This is a genomic window from Aminobacter sp. GW821-FHT11F06 (assembly GCF_058808215.1).
Window position 1 is genome coordinate 1 of record NZ_JBXARL010000009.1, and the last position, 18,068, is coordinate 18,068.

Consider the following 18,068-nt stretch of genomic DNA (forward strand, 5'->3'; position numbering starts at 1 on the left):
AGAGGTCGCGTCATCCGATGCTGGCCTCCATTCCAGCCAGCATCTTGAATCACAAAACAGCCCAAACCGGAATCCCCTACGATTCAGGCAAGATCAGAAACGCTCTAGCAGGAAGGTAAGGCTTGTCCATCGACTGGGATGGAGCAGCCCTCCAGCACGTTGGCTTCATGGCGCCACAAAATAAGCTGGCGAAGCCGGCCCTCCGTGGGTGTGGATGGCGACGCCGCGCTGTTTTTAAGGGCAACGGTTCACTGGCTTTGACGCTGCTCGCCCACCGACGTCAGCTCCAGGACCCAGTCGGTGAAGCCCCCCTGATTTAGTCTCATCGGCCGGAACGTTTGCCTCCCCGGCGCGAAGGGTGAACCTTCGACCGGCAGCAGCTCCCCGTTCGTCGGGTCACGCCAGCGCGCGGTGACCAGCGGGCCGGAAAGCCTGGAAAGATCGAGGCTGACGTCCTTGCTCGTCGGCAGATAGACAAGGGCAAAGGACCGATCGCTCGCAGTCGCGGCGACCACATGCGCTTTGTCTCCGCCCTTGCCGCCAACAAGAAATGTGCCGTCGGTATCGGGCTCCAAAAGCCACCATTTCACCGACGATATGACATCTCCGAGCAAAGACATGCTCCGCGCGCCGGGGCTGTCCAGAGCCTCTTTCCAACCCATCGGTGCCGGAAACAGGCCAGGCCCGTCAAAATGCCAGATAGGATTGTTGCCAAACAAATGGCCTGAAGCGCCGGAAAGTATGGCCTGGTAGGCCTGCATGCGCACCCGCTGCCCGTCGGCGTCGTATTCGTTCTCATATGCGGTTTCCATCAGGAAGAACGGCATGTCGCCGCCGCGCGCATATTGGCCAAGCGCTGCCTTGTCGACCGGCCCGTAGGTGAAGACGTTGTTGACATCCAGCCAGGGCTCGCCGGGCCAATAGTCCAATGCCGCCGTTTCGGATGAATTGTGAGCGGTCTGCAGCGCATCGGGATCGGTCTCCCGGATTCCGTTGGCGATCGCCCGAACCAGATCCTTGTCCGGCGCGCTGTAGTCTCCGCCCTGCACCCACATGATGTTTTTGAAGTTTGCGTAGCGCCGGCCGACGAAACGGCCGTAATCGGCAAGCTTCCGCGCGCCGTTTTGTTTCATCTCCTGATACCAGCCGTCGATGCCGCCGCCAGCTCCCAGATAAGAGGGCGCGAGCAGCACGACAAAGCCGAGCTCGCAGGCGCGCTGCAAAACCCAATCGGCGTGCCGGAAATAGGCCTCGTTCGGTGTGCTGAAATCGCCGTCGACAAGAAACGGCTTGTCGCCATAGATATTGGCGGGAGCCTTGGCGGCGAAGCGGTGCTCGAGCAGGTTGACGAGCAACGTGTTGAACCCGCGTGCCTTGCGGTCGCGGAGATAGAGGTCAGCGTCTTCTTTGGTCAGTTGGGTGATCAACGACCAGGGCGAGTCACCTTGCATGAAGAAAGGTTGGCCACGAGCATCCAGGAGATAACGCTTGCCGGGCTGGACCTGAAGCGGAAAGGCCGCATCGGATGCCGCTGGCGTTTCACATGCACGCACCGGCAAGCTCATCGCCGTCAGCAGGCAAAAGGCGAGAAACACGCAGTTGTACAGGTAAAGCCGACCGCTGGGCCATGGATGTGCCGCACACCTCATGTGCTTCTCCTACCCCCCGGAGGTTGACTTCGCTAGCCGGGAGGCTGAGTGGCCGTGGCGCGTGCATCGCGGTTCCCGCCCAATTGGGCGGCATATTTGTCCGCGAATTCGCTCGACGTCATCATGCCCAGCGCGATGGCTTCACGGGTCATCAAACCGGCCTGCAGTTGCTGAACGTAGCTGTCCACGCCGTAGGTGTCGCCTTGGCGTCCCACGAGCAGCTGATAGAGAAATCCGACATAAGCGCGGTCCGACATGGCAAGTGTCGCGTAGCGGTCGTTGAACTCGTCGGAACGGAATATGGACATCAGCATGTCGACATAGCTCGCTTTGCCATTCTCCAGCGCGCCGGCCCACTGCTCCAGCTCGGCCCCACCATTACCGCGGCCCAGCATCAGGCAATATCCGAAGCTCGTTTGCCGGACAGGAACGGGGTTGGCAGCCTGGACTGCCTGAAGGTCGCAACCGCGGCTCGGCAGAGATGGCGGACGGATGCCGCGGATCAGTTCTCTCACCACAGTATAGCTCGGCTTGGCTTCGCCCACTTTCCAGCCGCTCTCGGCACTGCCAGTCAGACGCACCAGACCCATGTAGGCCTCGTAATCCGGCGCCCAGTAGGTCTCATCAAGAAGCTCGTAGATATGGGCGGCCTCGATCCGGTATTTGCCCTGCAGTTCGCGCAGCCGGACCATGGTTTGCTTCAGGCCATCGGCTTGCAGCTTGTCGCTGCGCTGGCTGCCGTAAGGATTGTTGAACTCGGTGACCCAGATCGGCAGATTGTAGCGGGCAAGCTTCTCAAACGCCCATGCCGGATCTTCCCCGTACATGTGCCAGACTGTGATGTCCCATTTGATCCCGTCTTGCTGCATCCGCTCGAACGCACCGGTATGCCCCCAGCCGGCCGTGCCGATCGCCTTGCGGATGGTGGGGTCTGCTTCGGTCATGCCAGCCGACAGTCCCTTCAGGACCGCGCTCACCTTCACCCATCGGGGGCCATAGTAGTCCCTGGCGTCGACGCCGCTGGCGGCACCCCATATGCAAGGATACTGGCTGCCATCGTCGCGCTTTTCGCACGGCTTGAGGATGGCGTAGTTCTCCATCTCGTTGCCCAGCTCCCAAACCCGGATGTCGGCCTTGAACCGGGAGCCGAGCCCGACCGCCAGGGTCCGGGCCTTTTCATAGAGTTCGCTTGCGCTATCCTTGTCGAGATCGATATGGCCGGGGGTGATGACCGGCAGGATTTCTATCCCGCGTTGCTTTCCAGCGCTCACCAATGCAGCGAGATCGTCGGCTGCCTCCAGACCAGAAATGTTGACCCGGTAGGACTTCATCCCGAGGTCCTTCAGATAGTTGAGCTGGCGCTCGATGCTGACGCCTGGATAGGCATTCAAGGGATGGCCGTTCACGCCCCACAGGAGGTCGGCCGAGGCGACGCCTGATGTCGCCAGCAGAGACGCAATTCCGATTGCCAAGGATCTGTACACCGCAGTCTTGCTCTCGTTGTCCGCTCGCCATGCTACATTCAGCAGACCGCGCCGCAACCCGACCGTATTGGGGGCGCAGCCGGGCCCTTTACGCCTTTTGACGGCTAAACCCACCCCTTTGGCCGGCATGACAAGGTGGCGCGTTTCCGAGCAAAACTGTTCAGGAGCCGAATTGTCACAAATTTGAGCTTCCCGTTCGCGATCGGGAGATCTAGGCCTGATGTCTGGAATACAGCGCGCGCTTCTGCTGAGCACTGGCGACCGCTACTTTGCCCTCGTCGCCAATTTTGCGACGGTTGCCATCGTCTCCCGCATCCTTTCGCCAAGCGAAATCGGTGTCTCGGTGATCGGCATGGCGATCGTCGGCATCGTCATGTCGGTCAGGGAATTCGCAAGCGGCAGCTTTCTCATTCAACGGGGCGAACTGTCCCCCGAAGAAATCCGCGGCGCATTCACGGTGATGCTGATCCTGACCATCGTCGTCAGCACAGCGCTTGCCCTTGCCGCTCCGCATCTGGCAGCTGCCTATGGCGAAGAAAAACTGGTCCCTTACCTGCGCGTGATCTCGGCCAGCCTGTTTCTGGAACTGATCTCGATGCAGGTATCGACGTTGCTGCGCCGCGACATGGGTTTCGGAAAAGTGGTGACCATCAACATAGCCGGAACGGCAACCAGCGCCGTGGCGACCATCACGCTGGCGCTTCTGGGCTTCAGCTATATGAGCTTTGCCTGGGCGTGGCTTGCCTCCGCCAGCGTCATGGGCCTGCTTGCGCTTTCGTTTTGCCCGCACTTCTGGATGTTCAAGCCATCGTTCCGCCATTGGCGCGACATGATCACCTTCGGCGGATACAACGGCGCCACCGTCGTGCTGCTCCGGACATACGAGGCGCTACCCTACCTGTTGCTCGGTCGACTGATTTCGCCTGACGCCGCCGGCCTGCTGAGCCGCAGCGCCATGATCTGCCAGCTCCCCGACAAGCTGATCCTCGGTGGCGCGATGCCGGTGATCCTGCCTGCGTTCGCGACCGAGGCGAGGCAAGGCCGCAGCCTGAAGGGGCCTTATCTCAAGGCGCTCGAATTGGTGACCGCCCTGCAGTGGCCGGCGCTCGTCACCATCGCCTTGCTTGCCTATCCGGTGGTCGACATCCTGCTCGGCCCCCAATGGCGCGCCGTGGCTCCCCTTGTTCAAATCATGGCGATCGCTACCTTGTTCAGCTTCAGCTTCGAGCTGAACTATCCGGTGCTTGTCTCGATTGGCGCGGTGAGCGACATCTTCCGCCGGGCGCTGATCGTCTTTCCGATCTCGGCTGCGATCGTTGCCATCGCCAGCTTCATAAACCTGCATGCGGTCGCCTGGAGCCTGATGCTGGTCATCCCGTTTCAGGCCTTCGTCTCGCTACGCATCGTCTGTCGCCGGATCTCGATGAACTGGACGGATATCGGCACGGCCCTATGGCGCAGCTGCCTTGTCACATCAGCGACAGCTGCCGGCCCGGTCACGATGATCGCAGCCACAGGCTTCCGGTTCGAGCTGTCGGTGTGGCAAGGAATCATCGCCGGCTGTTTTGCGGCGGCAGGCTGGTTGCTGGGTCTCTGGTCGACCCGCCACCCCTTGCTGGAAGAGCTGCTGAAGACGCTTCCCCTGCGACGCATCGCGGTCCAGCATCTGTGAATGCCGAACCGCGTCGCGCTACGCTGCGCTTTTCACGTCGATGCGCCGCGCCCGGCAAATGCTTCCGCCAGGCGCGTCCGGATATGTCCCACGGGATTGCCCATGCGCAGCAGGTAATCGACCGGCGGCAGAAGCACGAAGCGCGGCGAAAGTTCGAACGCGAACTTGAGCAATTCAACGCCGGCCTCTCGCTGGCCTCGCGCGATATGAGACAAGGCGGACCAGTAGGCGCGTTTGCCGATGTTGCGGTGAACGCGCTGACGCAATCTGTCCACGCCTGGCATCGATCCGGCGTCGCGGGTGAAGAAGCTGTCGAACGTCAGCTTCCGCTCGACGAGATCACGCTTGAAGTCGCGCCAGAAGATCGAAGAGACATTTCCACCATGCACGCGCCTGATGCCGTGCACGGCGTCGGTCAATGCAGCCTTGCGATTCAGGGATAGGCGAAGGAACATTTCGAGGTCTTCATTGAACGGCACATCGGACCGGAAATGCCCGACGCGCTTGAGGTCCTTTGTTCGCACCAGCGCAGCGCCGCCACCAAACAGCACCTCGCTGGGCAGTGACCTTGCAAGGGTGAATTCTTCGCTCGACAGGAACCGCCATGCCGCGTCGTCGGTGCCCACGATGTTCGGCAATGGATCCGCCTCCTCATGCCAGACCAGCTCGGAGCCGGCGGCGAAGGAAACCTCCGGATGCGCCTCAAGGACTGACAGGGAACGCTTGAAACAGCCTTCGACGAGAAGATCGTCAGCGCAAAGCAGCACGAAGTATTTTGCCGCCGCCCAGTCGACGCCGTAGTTGAACGAAGCATGGTGGCCAAGATTCTTCTCGCGCGCCACCACGACGATCCGATCGTCGCGGCTTGCCAGATCCCGCGCCACCTCGACGCTGTTGTCGGTGGATGCGTTGTCGACGATCAGGATTCGAATGTCGTCGACACCCTGGCAGGTGATGCTTTCCACGCATTGCGGCAGGTATCGCGCATAGCAATAGTTCGGAATGACGATGTCGATCAGTGCCATAAATGCGCTCCCCTTGGCTTGTCAGGCGGAATCGCCCGCTGCCTGGCCATTCGATGTTCGATTTCCTCAATCGCGCTGTCGTAACTCGCCACCGTGCGGCGGCGGCGGAGGGCGTTGAGGGAGTAGCTGAACCCGAAGTCGAAAAACCGCATTGGCAATGTCAGGCCCGTCTCGCCGCGGATGCGGCGAAGGAGCTGGTATTCCTTGCGGTCGCAGCGCCAGGAGCGCACGGGCACGAACTTGATCAGCCCTGTATAGTGCCGCAGCAGGGCATCGGCCCATGCGCGCGTCTGAAACGCCGACTTCTGCACGTTGTAGGTTACCGGCAGCCGCTTGTATGCGCCGCCAAGGGTGAGATTGAACGCGCACTGGTCGTTCGTGGTGCAGTGGGTGAGATAGACGCAGGCGTCCGCGTGCTGACGAAGGTTCTCGGTAAAGCGATCGAGCGCCCGAGCCTCGAGCCACCTCCTGCTGTTGATCATCATCACGCCGGAGTTGAAATATTCAGGCGCGACGGCGTTGTGCCGGCAATTGTCGGCAAAGTGGGGATCGTCGAAACCGGTCGAGACCGACAGATCCAGGCAAGCGGCGGCGATTTCGGAAAAGCCCGCGAGTTCATTGCAACGCAGATCGCCGAAAGCCAGCGTATCACCGTCCAGATAGAGGACATATTCGTAGCTGTGGGCGAGCTTTTCGATCGCCGACACCCTGAAGAACGCCGCATGCGTGAGGTGCTTGCTGACGGTCATCGAATATGCGGTGTCGTAAGGTGGGGCTTCCGCAATCGTCAGGCTATGGCCATACGCTTCGATCACTGAACGATAGCGTTCCGTCACGGCCGCAGCGTACTCGTGCTGAAACAGGAAGAAGTCGACCGGTTTGCGGTGAAACATGGCGACCGAAGCCAACGCATAGAGCGTCATGTCGTGGTAATTCCGATCCGTGACATATGCGATGGCAACCCGGCCGACCGGCCGACAGTCGTCGCCATTGCTGAATTTGTCCGCGTCAAAAGGCATGTGTCTTGCCCTGTTTTGTTAGCGTCTTAGCGGATTGAAAACCTGCTTGCCGAGCAGGTTCTCCTGGGTCGCAAGCTTCCTGGCATAACGCTGCACCGTCTCTCGTACCCGAGCAGCGCGGGCGTCCTTTTCCTCAAGCAACCGTTCGAGACTTGAGATCAGCCATGCCACGGAGAATTGCTCGACGTCGGCGCAATAGTCCGACAGCCCCATCTCCTCGGCCAGCGCATCGTGCTTTTCGAGATAGCCAAGCGAGATCAGCGGCATCCCGACACGCAGCGCGCACACCACATTGTGGAAACGTGTTGCGACGATGACATCGGTGGCCTGCATCTGCGCCATGACATCGTGCAGCGAATTGGACGGCTCATAGATGACGCGCGCCAGTTCTTCATCGGTCACACGCGTCCGGAGACGCTCGACAAGGTCGTCCACGGCAACAACGTCGTTGTCTTGCCCCAGCATCAATCTGACGGCGAAACCGCGTGACAGGGCGTATGCCGTGAAATCGGCTAGCTTGGCGATGTAGCGGTCATAAATCTGGGTGCCTTCGCCCGTGCGGCCGCGATAGTTCATCACACCCAGGCCGATGATGAGCGGTGTGCCCAGCTTGCGCGCGGCCGGCTGGGGCACCGGCAGGCTGAAGGCAAGATCGGGAAAGACCCCGTCTTTGCTGGTGTCGACGCCGAGCGAGGTCGTGAAATCGTGCGATATGCCGTCGCGAAAGGAACGATATGTCGCGCAGCGCGACGCCCCGGAGAAAAACATGCGACTGAGGCGGTGATAGGCCGGCCCGGCGCCGATGCTGACGAAAGCGACGCTGCTGCCGCGCAGGCGCGCCATGAACATCCATTTCAGGAACACATAGGGCATGCCGAAAGGCGTGTCGCCAAAATCGTCGAATGCCCCGGTGCCCGGCAGGACCACGGCATCGAACCCGCGCAGCAGGTGGAAGGCACGGATGGGGCCAAGCAGCTTGTAGGGCAAGCGACCAAACAGGCGGTTCAGCCGGTCGAGCCAAGGCATTGTGATATCCGGGCGGGTCAGCTTGATGGTTTCGATGTCGAAGCTGCGTTCGACAACATCCGGTTCGGTGCAGATCACGCATAATTCGGCATCCGGACAAATCCGCCTCAAGGAGGCGATCATGGCTTCGAGCGAGCCGTCATTGCCGAAATTGCCGACGCCGAACTGGCCCAACAGCGCGATGCGGAGAGGCTTGGCGATTTTTGCCGTGCCGTTCGGTGCGGGCTTTGTGCCGGGCTCCCCTGGCGCGAGCACAAGCTCCGCAGCTTCGGTAGGCATGGTCCGGTAGTCGCTCAATTCCTCGCGGAATCCGGTCGGAACGCCGCCGAAATAAGCACCACGCGCGCGCCCATTGTCGCCGGCCATCAGTGCGTTCCTCTAGCCAGCTGCTTTGCGTCGGCCATATCGACCTCAGCCATGAGCTTGAGATAGATCTCGGCGATGCCGCGCCAGGTGTAACGCCCGGCTTGTGCCAAACCCGCCTCGACAAGGCCGCGCCGCAGTTCCGGCCTGAACCGCAGCCTGCCGATCGCATCGGCCCAGCCGGCCAGATCGTCGGGGTCGGCGTAAAGGGCGGCATCACCGCAGACTTCAGGCAGGCAGGGCGACGTCGAGGCCACGACCGGACATCCCGATGCCATGGCTTCGACAGCAGGCAGACCGAAACCTTCGATGCGCGAGGGAAAGAGGAAGCACAGCGCCCCCGACAGGGCCTTTTTGAAATCGTCGTCGCTGATCCGCCCCAAAAGGCGAAGGTTCGCCGGTATAGGCGCGGCAAATCTGGAGACGACGGCTTCGCCTGCATCTCCCGCCATCCACAGGTCGAGGCCCATCGCGTCGAGCAGCGGCGCCAGGCGAACGAGCAACTCGATGTTCTTGTATTTCTGGTCACGGCCCAGGCACAAGACATAGGGCCGATCGGAAACCGGCAGCAGCCTTGATCTGCCGGCGTCCCAGCGCGCCGCGTGATCGGCGCCGTTGTATGTGACGGTTATCTTGTTCGCATCGGCTATGCCGTAAGCGGCGAGATGCCCGCGCGAGAGCTGCGAGACTGTGGTGATATGCGCGGCACGTCGGCCAAGGGCTGGCAGGATCAGCCGATGCGCCCAGCGAAACAGCAACCCATAACTCTCCGGCATCAGCCGGGTGTGCAGGTCGTGGATGCAGACGATCTGCCGCCTGACCGAGACCGGCGCAAGGTTGCAAAAGCTCAAGAGCCCGCCGGGCACATGCCGGGGCAATTGTGCCTGCACCCAAAATTGCGGCAGGCGCGGGCGGCTGTATTCGGAAACGAGCCGTACGCCGATCGCGCGCAGCTGCAATTGTGCCTCACGCGGCACGATGAGGTCGACGTCGAGGCCGCGTGCCAGCGGATGGCCCTCCGCAATCAAGGCGTCGAGCGCCGAGGTGACCTCGCGGGCATAACGCGCCACGCCATTGGGATTGAGCGTGACGAAATCGCCATTGATGCTCCAGCGCCTGACACGTGGAACAGCCCGAGCCGCCTCGCCTGCGGATGTCGCGCGCAAAGGCAAAGCGATCACGTTGCCGTTTTCGAGCTGCGCTCGCTGCGTGGCCGGGATTTTTGGGTTGCCCATTTGTCGGCGTCTTTCCGAATCGGCGGCCCTGCATCGCCGCATGGATACCAACAGACCCTAGCACTGTGCGGCCATGGCGGACTTTTACACGTTGGAGGTAGGCGCCTCCCCCTTCGGATAGCATGGGGGTGAGTTGCGGCGACGATTGGCTGACGCCATTCGGGACCTGCGACCCAATGGACGAAATGACTGGCCCCATCTGCCACTGCAAGATGACCATCTGGCAAACTCGGCTTTGCGACGGGAGGTCGACTTGAGACGGCACTGGGCCATCAACGGCCGCTTCCTCGCTCAGCAGATGACCGGTGTGCAGCGCTATGCGCGCGAGATCGTCTGCGCCCTGGACAGGCTGCTCGCGCGGCATCCCGGCATCGCGCACCATCTCGATCTCGAACTGCTTGTGCCGCCCGATGCCATCTCCGACCTGCCTTTGTCGGCCATCCGAACGCGGACCATCGGCAGGTTTGGCGGTCACCCGTGGGAACAGGCCGTGTTGCCTGCCAATGTGAGCGGCGGCTTGCTCAGCCTGTGCAATACCGGCCCGGTTCTGGCGAGCAAACACATCGTGTGCATCCACGATCTCAACACCCGGAACTATCCACAGAGCTATTCGCCCTCATTTCGTGCGCTCTATCGCTCGCTGCTGCCTGCCCTTGGCCGCAGCGCCGAGTGCATCTCGACTGTTTCGCATTACTCGGCCGGCGAACTTGTCCGCCACCGGATCTGCCCGGCAAACAGGATCTTCGTCGCCTCGAACGGTCACGAGCACGCCGCCGGATGGCAGGCCCAACATTCGCTGAAGACCGAAATGGCCGCCGGTCCCGACACGATCGTCCTGCTTGGCAGCACCGCTCCCCACAAGAATGCCCAGCTCATCGTCGGCATGGCCGACAGGCTTCATGCCGCGGGCTTCCGGATTGCCGTGGCGGGCATTTCAGATCCGCGCGTCTTCAAGCTGCCCGCGCATGGCGAAACCGCCAATGTCTTCTGGCTCGGACGACTTTCGGACGGAGAACTGTCAGCACTCTTGCGCGACTCCATGTGCCTTGCCTTCCCGTCCTTTGCCGAAGGTTTCGGGCTGCCGCCGCTGGAAGCCATGGTGGTGGGGTGCCCGGTTGTGGTTTCAGACCGTGCCAGCCTGCCGGAAATCTGCGGCGATGCGGCACTTTATGCCTCACCCGACGACGCCGGCGCCTGGTTCGACCGTTTCATGGAGCTTCGGGCATCGCCGGCACTCAGGCTCGACATGATCGAGCGCGGCCGCGCAAGAACATCGCATTATCGTTGGGAGACATCGGCGGAGCTATATCTGCTGGCGATGCTGGAGCAGCAAGCGCATGGACATGCCGCCAAGAGGCAATTCACGCAATGACGGCGTGAAGCGACCGGACATTGCCGACCGCGTCCAGGAATTCTCGATCGAAACGCTCTTCCGAGAACCGTTCGCTGTTTTCGCGGCAGGCACTGGCGGTGACCGACGCCCGGTTGTCTTCGAAATAGGCAACGGCCTCTTTCAGAGCGGCGACCGTCTGCTTGCCAAACAATACCCCTGTCGGCGTCTTGGCTGAACCTAGACGCTGCACGATGTCGGTGGCACCGCCGCGTCCAAAGGCGATCAGCGGCGTGCCGCAGGCCTGGGCCTCGGCAAGCGCTATGCCGAAATCCTCGCATCCCGCAAAGACCATCGCGCGTGCCTCGGCGAGCGTGCGCACATATTCGCGCCTGGGCAGGAAACCGGCGAAGCTGATGTTTGGTCCGGCCAGTGCCCTCAGGCGCGCCGACTGCTGGCCTTCGCCGACAACGACAAGGCGGCGCGAGGGCATTTCGTTGAACGCCTGGATGACGAGATCGGTGCGCTTGTAGGGCGCCAGGAACGACGCCGAGACATAGTAATCGTCCTTGTCGGCGACGAAATCGAGCTCGCCCAGCGACACCGGCGGGAACACCACGCGCGCGTCACGGCCATAGATATGCTTGATCCGCGACCGCACATAGTTGGAATTCGCCAGCATCAGGTCCGGTCCGTGGGCGGTGCGGGTATCCCACTCCCTCAGCCGGTGCAGCATGTAGCGATACAGCGTGCCCTTGGGTCCAAAACCGAGCTTGCCCTGTTCGAGATAGGAGAACTGCTCGTCCCAGGCGTAACGAACGGGGCTGTGGACGTAGCACAGATGCGGCTGGTCGGGCCGGGTGATCACGCCGCGCGCGAAAGCCGCCGACGACGAAATCACCGCGTCGTAGCCGGTGACGTCGAACTGCTCGATCAGGAAAGGGCAGAGGAAAAACAACGAGCGGTAGTATTTCTTGATCATCGGCAGCCGGTTGGCCGCCGACGTATGGAACTCGATGTCACGGAAATACTGCTCCTTCACCGCAGCCGGCAAGAAATCGAACAAGGTGAAAATATCGGCATTGGGGAACTGTCGGCAGATTTGCGCCAGGACCCTTTCGCCGCCCCTGAAGTCGGGACACCAGTCGTGAACGATGGCGACCCGGTCGCCGGAGGCAACGCCGGAAACTGCCGGAACGTGCAGCGGCGGAGCAGCGGCATATTCGGTTGCCGTCACCAGCTCGGTCGGGCTTTCATGGCGCATGATGGGCATCATCCGATATTGCTTGATGCCACCAGTCTCCGATTACGCCCCGCCCCCGGCAAGCTGGCCAAACGGGGTGGCATCAATTCCTAGCCCAAGGGGTATGGCGCCTACGTCAGGCGGGTCGCATCCATACCTCTAACGGCGCATATGGGGAGAATGCCGCCCCTTTTTTGCAGGCTGTAGCAGTGCGCCGCACTGGCTAGGGTCACAGCGGATGAATCCGCCCGGATGCAAGCGGCGCGCCTTCGAGGGCCGCAAGGGAATGCACATGAGGCTTGTAGTTGCGATACCAACGCTCGGACGCAGCGAGCAACTTGCGCACCTGCTGGCGCATCTCGAATGGCAGACGAGATTGCCCGACGAAGTCATCGTTTCAGCACCCGATGCGACCCATGTCGAGGCCATTCATTCGGAACGTTTTCCGGTGTCGGTGATCTTCGGGAAAAAAGGGCTGACGGCCCAGCGCAACAATGCGCTCGAACACGCCGCCCGGCGCTTCGATATCATCACCTTCTTCGACGACGACTTTGTGCCTGCCGACGACTATCTCGACAGCATCGTGAGAGCCTTCGAGGACCATTCCGACTGGGCAGTCGTCATGGGTCATGCCATCCTGGACGGCGCGCGCAACGCGGGTCACGATTGGCAAGATGCGCTGCAAGCGCTCGATGAAGCCAAGGCACACCCGCCGGCCGAGCCGCGAGTGGCCGATCACGTCGGCGCCTATGGCTGCAACATGTCGATCCGGGCGTCGCGTATCGGAGATCTCCGCTTCGACGAGCGGCTGGTGCTCTATGGTTGGCAGGAGGATATCGACTTCACCAGCCAACTCAGGTCGCGTGGCCGTGTCGTTGGCGTTTCATCGATCGTCGGCGTCCATCTCGGCCTGAAGGCCGGGCGCGTAAGCGGGGTGCGATTCGGCTACTCGCAGATCGTCAACCCGATCTACCTCATCAGGAAAGGCACGGTGCCGGCCACCTTTGCCGTGCCGCTGATGGCGCGCAACATCGCCGCCAATCTCGCCCGCAGCGTCGTACCCGAACCTTACATCGACCGGCGCGGAAGACTGCGCGGCAACGTGCTGGCGATGGCCCATATTCTGATGGGGCGCATCGAGCCCGAATACATCCTGAGAATCTAGGAGTGCGTCGCGTGGAAACCATGCCGAGGTCCGCAATGTCGGTGTTTACCCGGCGGCTGCGGAGAAGTGTCTTCGCTGTTGCTGTATCGCTCGCGCCCGGTGCCATCGGAATACCGCATGCCACAGCGGCCGAATATCTGCTCGGCCCGCAGGACAAGGTCCGGCTGAAGATCTACGAGTGGCGCGCATCGAGAGACGAGATATTCGAATGGACCGCGCTCAACGACCAGTTCATCGTCGGCGCCAACGGCAAGTTGTCGCTGCCTTTTGTCGGCGAAATCAATGCCGCCGGATCGGAACCAGGCGCACTCGGCTTAAAGATCGGCGAGGCGCTCATGGGTCGCATGGGGCTTGGGCGCCCGCCGGACGTTTCGGTGGAAGTCGTGCAGTTCAGGCCGTTCTATATCCTTGGCCAGGTCACCACTCCAGGTGAGTTTCCTTATCGACCCGGGCTTACCGTCTTGCAGGCGGTCAGCATCGCCGGCGGCTTGCGCACGCGCGAAGACAACAGCACAAGGCTGGAACGCGAGGTGATTACCGGCAGGGGCGATCTTGGCCTGCTTGCTCTGGCGGGCACCAATCTCATGGCTAAAAAGGCACGTTTGACGGCCGAATTGACCAACGCCGACGATATTGCCTTTCCCGAGCAGCTGACGCGCCGGGCGAGCGACAGCTCCGTCGCATTGGCCATGGCGCAGGAGCGCCTGGTGTTTCGCGCCCGCAAGGACGGGATAACGACTCAACTGGAGGCCCTGAGCGGACTGAAGGACTTCCTGGGAAAGGAACTTACCTCGCTCGAGGCGCAGTTGCAGCTTTACGACGAGCAGATCGGGCTGGTGCAAAAGGAACTGAGCGGCGTGACGACGCTCGTCGACAAGGGGCTCTCCGCTGCTCCCAGGCAGATCGCGCTCGAACGTGCGCTTGCCCAGGTCCGCAGCGATCGGCTGGCAGCGGAAACCGCCGTGTTCCGTGCCAGGCAGGAGGTCAGCCGAGCTGACATCTCGATCCTTGACGTCAACAACAAGCACGCGACCGAGGTTTCCCAGTCGTTGCGTGAAACACAAGCGCAGATCAACGAGATCGCGCGCAAAGCCGATACCGCGGTGCAGATGCTCCACGATTCGGAAGTCACCGCGCCGCGCTTGCTTGCCCTTCGTACCCGCGCGGAGGAAGCGCAGCCGATTTACACGATCATACGTCCAACAGCCGACGGCAAATCAATGGACGTCGAGGTCACCGAAACGACTATTGTGGAACCTGGCGACACGGTCAAAGTGAAAATCCCGCTGCCCAAGCTCGATGACGGGGGGCTTGTGCTTCCGACCGAAAGCGACATTTCCGAAGTTCCGCTCGCCCAGGCGATGCCCCTGGACACGCAAGGGGCGGCAGCTCCCGATCAGGCAGCCGCAACCGCCAACACGCAATAACAACCAGCAAGGACCATCACAGCTCCGAGGGCCACCACGAGGCCCTCGCGCTTTGCGTTTGGCACCGTCCGTGCTGTCCGATTTCCAATCAGATTGGGCCGATCATCCGAGCAGGCTGGCAATGCCGGCCTTGGAAAATTACAAAAGTCCCTGTTCAGGCCGGTCGGTGCAGTGTTTCAATATCGGGCAGCACTGCGCCATGATTCGCCAGAGGGAGACAGCGGACGTGCTTTGGAGCGTCATCACGGTTGCCGCATTTGGCGTCTTGCTGGGGTTCAGCTTTCGCGCCCCAGCACTGCTTGCCGCAACGGCCCTGACCGCCACGGCGACAGGCCTTCTCCTCGAAGGGCCACTTCTCCAGCGGATATTGCTCCCGGTCGTCGTCCTGCAATGCGCCTATCTCGTGGGACTTACGCTTGCCAGCCTGTGGCGGCGGATGGTTGCCGGCGGCGGCCATTGAACGCACTATGACGCGTCGTCAAAACGCATGACCGCAAAGATCGTGCGCACCAGGATGACGGCATCGGCACGAAGGGACCAGTTGCGAACGTAGTGGCTGTCCAGGGCGACGCGGTTCGAATAATCGGTGCTGCTGCGCCCCGTGACCTGCCACAGCCCTGTGAGGCCCGGTCGAGCCGCCAGATAGTCCTCGACGCTGCTTCCATAGCGGCAGAGCTCGTCCGCTACCACCGGGCGAGGCCCGACGCAGCTCATCTCGCCTCTGAGGATGTTGAACAGTTGGGGGAGCTCGTCGAGGCTCGATTTCCGCAGCAGCTTGCCCAGAAAGGTGACGCGCGGGTCGCATTTGAGCTTCCTGTTTGCATCCCACTGGCGGGCAGCATCCGGGTCCCGCGCAAGATAGTCGCGCAACACTTCGTCCGAGTTGCAGACCATCGAACGGAACTTGTAGCACTGGAACGGCTTGCCGCCGAAACCGACACGTGTGTGGGAATAAAGAGCAGGCCCGCCAGTGGTGAGCCTTATTACCAGCGCGACAATCAGCATCACTGGCGAGGCCAGCGCCAGGGCGCAAAAAGCGATGACCAGATCCTCCAGCCTCTTTGCCCAGCCGCCCAGCGGTGCCGATGGCGGGCCGCCTGCATCCGCTATGGAGGGCTGCTCGCTGTCCATTGTTCCGGCGGCCGCGCCGCCGCCTGGCTGGTCGAAGGCAGGCAAAGCGGCAACTGCCGACCAGCCCCAATCATTGGGGACCACAATCTCATAATCGAGGCTCACATTTGCCGACGCGCGCGACCGGGTTTTCCGCGGATGCCGGAAATGGCGACGGGGTGCTCGCTTGCCAGGGACATTGATCGTCATGGGCGTATCGCACTGTTGCTATCGTGGACCTACAATCCCAGTCTCGGGCATCGGCGAGCAAGAAAGGCAAAGGTCGTATCGGCATCGATGGGGGACTACACCCTAAGCCTAAGGCATTAGCTGCCTGCACCCATGCGCTGAACCCGATGCCATTGCCCCTTTCGGATTCCTGGCGGTCGAGATTGCCGAATCCATCGGCGCCCGAGGTTTTCGCACGCGACAGCCGGGGCGGGATTGCAGGATGATTGGAGAAGGCGCGGGCGTTAGCGGGCGCGGCGGCCGAAATGACCCTTGTAGGTCTTGTTGGACCTGATGCGGACATTGGTGATCACGGCCCCGATGATCGAGGTCTTGCTGGCGTGCATCGTCCTGACCAGTTCGCTGAACAGATCCAGCGGGGTCCTGCCCCACTCGGCGACAAGGATCACGCCGTCAAACAGCGGGCTCGCAGCCAGGCGGTCAGAACCGCACGTCAATGGCGGCAGGTCGACGATGATCATGTCATAGGCCTGCAGTTCCGCCAGCAAGGCACTCATGTTCCTGGGCGCAAGGAGGTTCCTTGAATCCGCTACCTTGCTTGTCAGGATCTCGAATGTCGCGTTCGAGGTCGGCACCAGCCCATCGCTCAGGACCGAGTGGTAAATGTCGGCATCGATGACCAGGGTTCTCGCGCCCGACATCGCGTAGAGGGCCGCGAGATTGCTCGCAAACGAGCTTTTGCCGTCAGAAGGCAAGCCCGAAACGACGCCGATGCAACGCAGCGAAGAGCCGGAGTCCGCCAGGCCAATCGCCGTTTTGGCGCGCCTGAGACTGTTGCTGTATTCCGAAAGAGGCGAGATCGCCGCCTCGTTCAGCGTATCGCGGGCCCCCATCCCCGACAGCGGCGGCATCTCGCCAATGCATTCGAGGCCAAACTCTTCCCGCAATTGCCTGGAGGAGCGGAGCGTTCGATCCAGCGCGTTTCTCAGGAACGCCAATCCAATGCCCGCGATAAGTCCAGCGAGCGCGCCAAAGGAAAGCACAAGTTTCTTTCGTGGTGCGCTGGGCACCAGGGGGCGTGTCGCGGCAGTGATGACACGCGCATCGGCGACGGGGTAGGATTGCTGGCTTACCGAGCTCGTGAACGCCTGCAGGAAGCTCTCATACATCTTGCGATACGTGTCGGCGGTCACCTCGAGCTCTTCCAGGGTTGGCGCGTTGCCGACGCCCTGGCCTCCCTCTCCGCCCGCGCCGCTACTCTGGTTCTGACCGACGCCATAGTCGTGCTTGGCGCGAAACTCCTGCGCGATCTTCGTTGCCTGGTTCATCTGAGCCCGTAGCTCATTCAATCGAAGTTCGAGCCATGCACCGCCTTCGCGCGCGGACGAGGACTTGGTTTCGAGTTGTTCGCGCACGAAGGCGTCCGCAGTCGCGTTGGCGATCTTTGCGGCCATCTCCGGATCAGGCGATTGGAACGCGATATTGATCGCGTAGGACACACCGACGCGGCGGATATCCAAGCCATCGGTGAACGCCCACATCGTATATCGCGTGCTTTCGAATTCGCTGGCGCCATTCGCCAGGCTGGCATTGCCAGTGCCGTCTCCGGCCTTCGCAAGTCCTACGCTCCTCGCCAGCATTTTCCCCAGCTTCGCGAAACGCTCCGTAATCGTGGGGCTTTGCGAGCGGAAGGTCGCGTCCTTGTCGAGGCCGAGGTCGGTGATCACCATCTTCGCAATCTTTTCCGATTGCATGACAGCTATCTGGCTCTCGACCTGCGCGGTATCAAGCGTAAGATTCACTTCGGTCTGCTGCTGTTGCAGAAGCTGCGGGACCTTCGGCTCGATGAGAATTTGCGTTTGCGCTGTATAAACCGGGTCGGTCGTGACGACATAAAACCAGGCGCAGAACAGGGTGATTGCGACCGACCCGGCAATTGTCCGCAGATATCGCTTCACGAAGGCCGTTATGTCGGCAAAGCTGATGAATTCGCGTTCATCCGCCTCTTGCTGATCGGTCACTGGTTGCCAGCGCGGCGCTAGACGGCTGTCCATCGCGAAACCTGCCTAGCAAGGTTGATTGTTCTCGTTTGATGGAAAATGTCCTGCAACGGCGGGCCGGCATGCCGCTT

At 61.6% G+C, this 18,068-nt stretch carries 14 protein-coding genes; 5 read left to right on the top strand and 9 right to left on the bottom strand.

Annotated elements, in window-relative coordinates:
• Window positions 1-248 precede the first annotated feature (248 nt).
• A complete protein-coding gene (locus AC1RTB_RS20530; RefSeq protein WP_492879217.1) occupies window positions 249-1,649 on the bottom strand; it encodes a glycoside hydrolase family 140 protein in 1,401 nt (466 codons plus the stop codon).
• A gap of 32 nt (window positions 1,650-1,681) precedes the next feature.
• Window positions 1,682-3,121 (bottom strand): DUF4214 domain-containing protein, encoded by a 1,440-nt coding sequence (locus AC1RTB_RS20535; RefSeq protein ID WP_492879218.1) that lies wholly within the window; start codon window positions 3,119-3,121, stop codon window positions 1,682-1,684.
• Between the two features lie 232 nt (window positions 3,122-3,353).
• Here AC1RTB_RS20535 and AC1RTB_RS20540 point away from each other — a divergent pair, with 232 nt between their 5' ends.
• Window positions 3,354-4,805: an oligosaccharide flippase family protein gene (locus AC1RTB_RS20540; RefSeq protein WP_492879219.1), complete on the top strand. Its 1,452-nt coding sequence runs from the start codon at window positions 3,354-3,356 to the stop codon at window positions 4,803-4,805.
• A 32-nt stretch (window positions 4,806-4,837) separates the two neighbouring features.
• On the opposite strand, the gene AC1RTB_RS20545 is transcribed toward AC1RTB_RS20540, so the two are convergent.
• Genes AC1RTB_RS20545 through AC1RTB_RS20560 form a run of 4 tightly spaced genes read right to left on the bottom strand, consistent with a single transcriptional unit; the run spans window position 4,838 to window position 9,473 of the window.
• The gene (locus AC1RTB_RS20545; RefSeq protein WP_492879221.1) at window positions 4,838-5,830 is read right to left on the bottom strand and encodes a glycosyltransferase family 2 protein; all 993 of its coding nucleotides are present in this window, start codon (window positions 5,828-5,830) and stop codon (window positions 4,838-4,840) included.
• Window positions 5,821-6,849, bottom strand: a complete 1,029-nt coding sequence (locus AC1RTB_RS20550; protein ID WP_492879224.1) for a glycosyltransferase family 8 protein — start codon at window positions 6,847-6,849, stop codon at window positions 5,821-5,823. The genes AC1RTB_RS20545 and AC1RTB_RS20550 overlap by 10 nt, the downstream gene beginning before the upstream one ends.
• A gap of 18 nt (window positions 6,850-6,867) precedes the next feature.
• Window positions 6,868-8,241: a polysaccharide pyruvyl transferase family protein gene (locus AC1RTB_RS20555; protein WP_492879226.1), complete on the bottom strand. Its 1,374-nt coding sequence runs from the start codon at window positions 8,239-8,241 to the stop codon at window positions 6,868-6,870.
• Window positions 8,241-9,473 carry a glycosyltransferase family 4 protein gene (locus tag AC1RTB_RS20560; RefSeq protein WP_492879227.1) on the bottom strand — a complete coding sequence of 411 codons (1,233 nt, stop codon included), beginning with the start codon at window positions 9,471-9,473 and terminating at the stop codon, window positions 8,241-8,243. The genes AC1RTB_RS20555 and AC1RTB_RS20560 overlap by 1 nt, the downstream gene beginning before the upstream one ends.
• A gap of 253 nt (window positions 9,474-9,726) precedes the next feature.
• On the opposite strand from AC1RTB_RS20560, the gene AC1RTB_RS20565 reads away from it, so the two are divergent.
• Window positions 9,727-10,845 carry a glycosyltransferase family 4 protein gene (locus tag AC1RTB_RS20565; protein WP_492879230.1) on the top strand — a complete coding sequence of 373 codons (1,119 nt, stop codon included), beginning with the start codon at window positions 9,727-9,729 and terminating at the stop codon, window positions 10,843-10,845.
• On the opposite strand, the gene AC1RTB_RS20570 is transcribed toward AC1RTB_RS20565, so the two are convergent.
• Window positions 10,835-12,067 carry a glycosyltransferase gene (locus AC1RTB_RS20570; protein ID WP_492879232.1) on the bottom strand — a complete coding sequence of 411 codons (1,233 nt, stop codon included), beginning with the start codon at window positions 12,065-12,067 and terminating at the stop codon, window positions 10,835-10,837. The genes AC1RTB_RS20565 and AC1RTB_RS20570 overlap by 11 nt on opposite strands.
• A 271-nt stretch (window positions 12,068-12,338) precedes the next feature.
• Here AC1RTB_RS20570 and AC1RTB_RS20575 point away from each other — a divergent pair, with 271 nt between their 5' ends.
• The 3 genes from AC1RTB_RS20575 to AC1RTB_RS20585 all read left to right on the top strand — a co-directional run bounded on the left by AC1RTB_RS20575 (window position 12,339) and on the right by AC1RTB_RS20585 (window position 15,098).
• On the top strand, window positions 12,339-13,211 hold the full coding sequence (locus tag AC1RTB_RS20575; protein WP_492879234.1) for a glycosyltransferase family 2 protein: 873 nt from the start codon (window positions 12,339-12,341) through the stop codon (window positions 13,209-13,211).
• 35 nt (window positions 13,212-13,246) lie between these two features.
• A complete protein-coding gene (locus AC1RTB_RS20580) occupies window positions 13,247-14,638 on the top strand; it encodes a polysaccharide biosynthesis/export family protein (protein ID WP_492879235.1) in 1,392 nt (463 codons plus the stop codon).
• A gap of 199 nt (window positions 14,639-14,837) precedes the next feature.
• Window positions 14,838-15,098: a hypothetical protein gene (locus AC1RTB_RS20585; RefSeq protein ID WP_492879237.1), complete on the top strand. Its 261-nt coding sequence runs from the start codon at window positions 14,838-14,840 to the stop codon at window positions 15,096-15,098.
• A gap of 5 nt (window positions 15,099-15,103) precedes the next feature.
• Here AC1RTB_RS20585 and AC1RTB_RS20590 read toward each other — a convergent pair whose 3' ends face one another.
• Both AC1RTB_RS20590 and AC1RTB_RS20595 read right to left on the bottom strand, forming a co-directional pair.
• Window positions 15,104-15,769, bottom strand: coding sequence for a sugar transferase (locus tag AC1RTB_RS20590; RefSeq protein ID WP_492879594.1), 666 nt, complete (start codon window positions 15,767-15,769; stop codon window positions 15,104-15,106).
• 452 nt (window positions 15,770-16,221) lie between these two features.
• Complete coding sequence (locus AC1RTB_RS20595) at window positions 16,222-17,991, bottom strand: GumC family protein (protein WP_492879239.1); 1,770 nt, start codon at window positions 17,989-17,991, stop codon at window positions 16,222-16,224.
• Window positions 17,992-18,068: the final 77 nt, after the last annotated feature.